Annotated in this window: 2 protein-coding genes; both read left to right on the forward strand. The window is 69.8% G+C overall.

The window, feature by feature from the left end:
- Positions 1-1,157, forward strand: a 1,157-nt coding sequence (gene tipF, locus AC2W7C_RS16920; RefSeq protein ID WP_486002423.1) for a flagella assembly cyclic-di-GMP phosphodiesterase TipF, incomplete at its 5' end; no start/stop codon positions are given.
- Between the two features lie 195 nt (positions 1,158-1,352).
- A complete protein-coding gene (locus AC2W7C_RS16925) occupies positions 1,353-2,048 on the forward strand; it encodes a 2OG-Fe(II) oxygenase (RefSeq protein ID WP_486002424.1) in 696 nt (231 codons plus the stop codon).
- Positions 2,049-2,311: the final 263 nt, after the last annotated feature.

The following is a 2,311-nucleotide window of genomic DNA, read 5'->3' on the forward strand; positions in this document are numbered from 1 at the left end:
CGTCGGGACCCTGGGGCCTGCTCGCCGCCGCCCACGCCCTCTTCGTCGGCCGCGCCCAGCGCGCCTCGCTGAAGAAGGAGATCGACCAGGTCCGCGAGGCCCACCGCCTGCTCGCCGACGCCATGGAGTCCACGCAAGGCGCGCTGACCGAACTGGCCCAGGCCATCGAAAGCGGCGCCCTGACCTCGACCGAGGCCCTGTCCGGCGAGGTCCGCATGCTCGAGACCCTCATCCAGCAGATGAGCGTCTCCATCGACGAGCGCATGAGCCGCCCGGCTCCGGCCAGCGCCTTCGAGGCCCGTCACCAGCAGCAGTCCAACGCGCTCCTCCAGACCATCCACGAGGCCCTGGCCGAAAACCGCGTCGACCTCTACCTGCAGCCGGTCGTCTCCCTGCCCCAGCGCCGGACCATCTTCTACGAAAGCTTCACCCGCCTGCGCGCCGCCGATGACCGCGTGATGATGCCGGCGGAATACCTGTCGGTCGCGGAAGGCGAAGGCCTGGTTCCCGCCATCGACAATCTGCTGCTCTTCCGCTGCGCCCAGATCGTCCGCCGTCTGGCCCGCCAGGACCGCAAGGTCGGCGTCTTCTGCAACGTCGCCCTGACCTCGCTGGGCGACGAGACCTTCTTCCCGCAGTTCCTCGACTTCCTGTCGGAGAACCGCGACCTCAACCAGGCCCTGATCTTCGAGCTGGGCCAGGCCGTCTTCGACGCCCGCGGCGCGGTCGAGGCCCGCAACATGGCCAAGCTGGCCGATCTCGGCTTCCGGTTCTCCATCGACAAGGTCCAGACCCTGGACCTGGACTTCGCCGACCTGCAGCGCTCCGACGTCAAGTTCATGAAGGTCTCGGCCGACCTGCTGATCGAGCAGTTGCTGGACGCCGACGGCGCCTCGGCCCTGCCGTCCCTGCGCGACATCTCGGCCGCCGACTTCGCCGGCCTGACCCGCCGCTACGGCATCGAGCTGATCGCCGAGAAGTGCGAGACCGAGCGCCAGATCGTCGACATCCTGGAGCTCGACGTCGGCATGGGCCAGGGCCACCTGTTCGGCGAGCCCCGCGCCATCAAGGAAGACGTGCTGGCCGAGACCGACCCGCCGGCCGACTTCCTGCGCTCGACGCTGAGAAGCGCGGAACAGCGCAGAAGGTTTGGGTGACCCTCTCCCTTTGGGAGAGTGCTTGAGCCTCCGAGAGCGAAGCGATCGGCCAGGCGAAAGGGTGAGGGTCGTTTTTTGGGACGTCTTCCGCCCGCCCCTCATCCGGCCCTTCGGGCCACCTTCTCCCAATGGGAGAAGGGACGCCGAGGCCGAAACCCGCCAGCCCCCTAAGGCGCTCGGGCCTACACCGGCCCCATGTCCCTCGACCTCCCGCGCATCGCCGCCGACCTGAACGCCCAGGGCTGGGCCCTGACCGGCCCGCTGTTGACGCCCGACACCTGCGCCACCCTCGCCGCCCTCTACGACGACCCCGACCGCTTCCGCAGCCGCGTCGTCATGGGCCGCCACGGCTTCGGCCAGGGCGAGTACCAGTATTTCGCCAATCCCCTCCCCGACCCGCTGCCCGCCCTGCGCGAACGCCTCTACGCCGGCCTCGTCCCGGTCGCCAACGACTGGGCCGCCCGGCTCGGTCGTCCCGACTTCCCGGCCCGCCTTGAAGACTTCACCGCCCGCTGCCGCGCCGCCGGCCAGACGCGGCCCACCTCCCTGATGCTCAAATACGGCCCGGGCGACTACAACCGCCTGCACCAGGACCTCTACGGCGAGCTCGTCTTCCCGCTCCAGGTCGCGATCCTGCTCAGCGCGCCAGGCCGCGACTTCGACGGCGGCGAGTTCGTCCTGGTCGAGCAGAAACCCCGCAGCCAGTCCCAGGCCCACGTCGTTCCCCTGACCCAGGGCCACGGCGTCGTCTTCGCCGTCCGCGAACGCCCCGTCGCCGGAACCCGCGGCGACTACCGCGTCCAGATGCGCCACGGCGTCAACCGGGTGCGTGACGGTCACCGCATGACCCTGGGCCTGATCTTCCATGACGCGGTGCAGGCCGGGAGGTGACGCGTCGCCCATGGACGGCATTCACGGACTCCCAGCGAACCGAAACCCGCCAAGCCGCTGGAATCCCTCCACTCCCCGCCCGCCCCAGCGTCCTATTCCCGCACCGTCCTCCACCTGCGCCATACTCTTCGCATCCCGTCGATGGGGAGGGCGTCGGATCCAACGTCCCGACGACGGCGGGCTGTGGTCGAGCGATGAAGCCCGGGCGAAGGGTAGTCCGGGGGTCCTCGTCGGACGGCGATGGATGCCGTCCGCTTGCTCGC

This window comes from Brevundimonas sp. CURTG3B2_SDJG, from assembly GCF_057364705.1.

What these genes read in the sequence shown, in the direction of transcription:
- AC2W7C_RS16925 (WP_486002424.1), top strand. Translation starts at nt 1,353, where the DNA reads ATGTCCCTCGACCTCCCGCGCATCGCCGCCGACCTGAACGCCCAGGGC.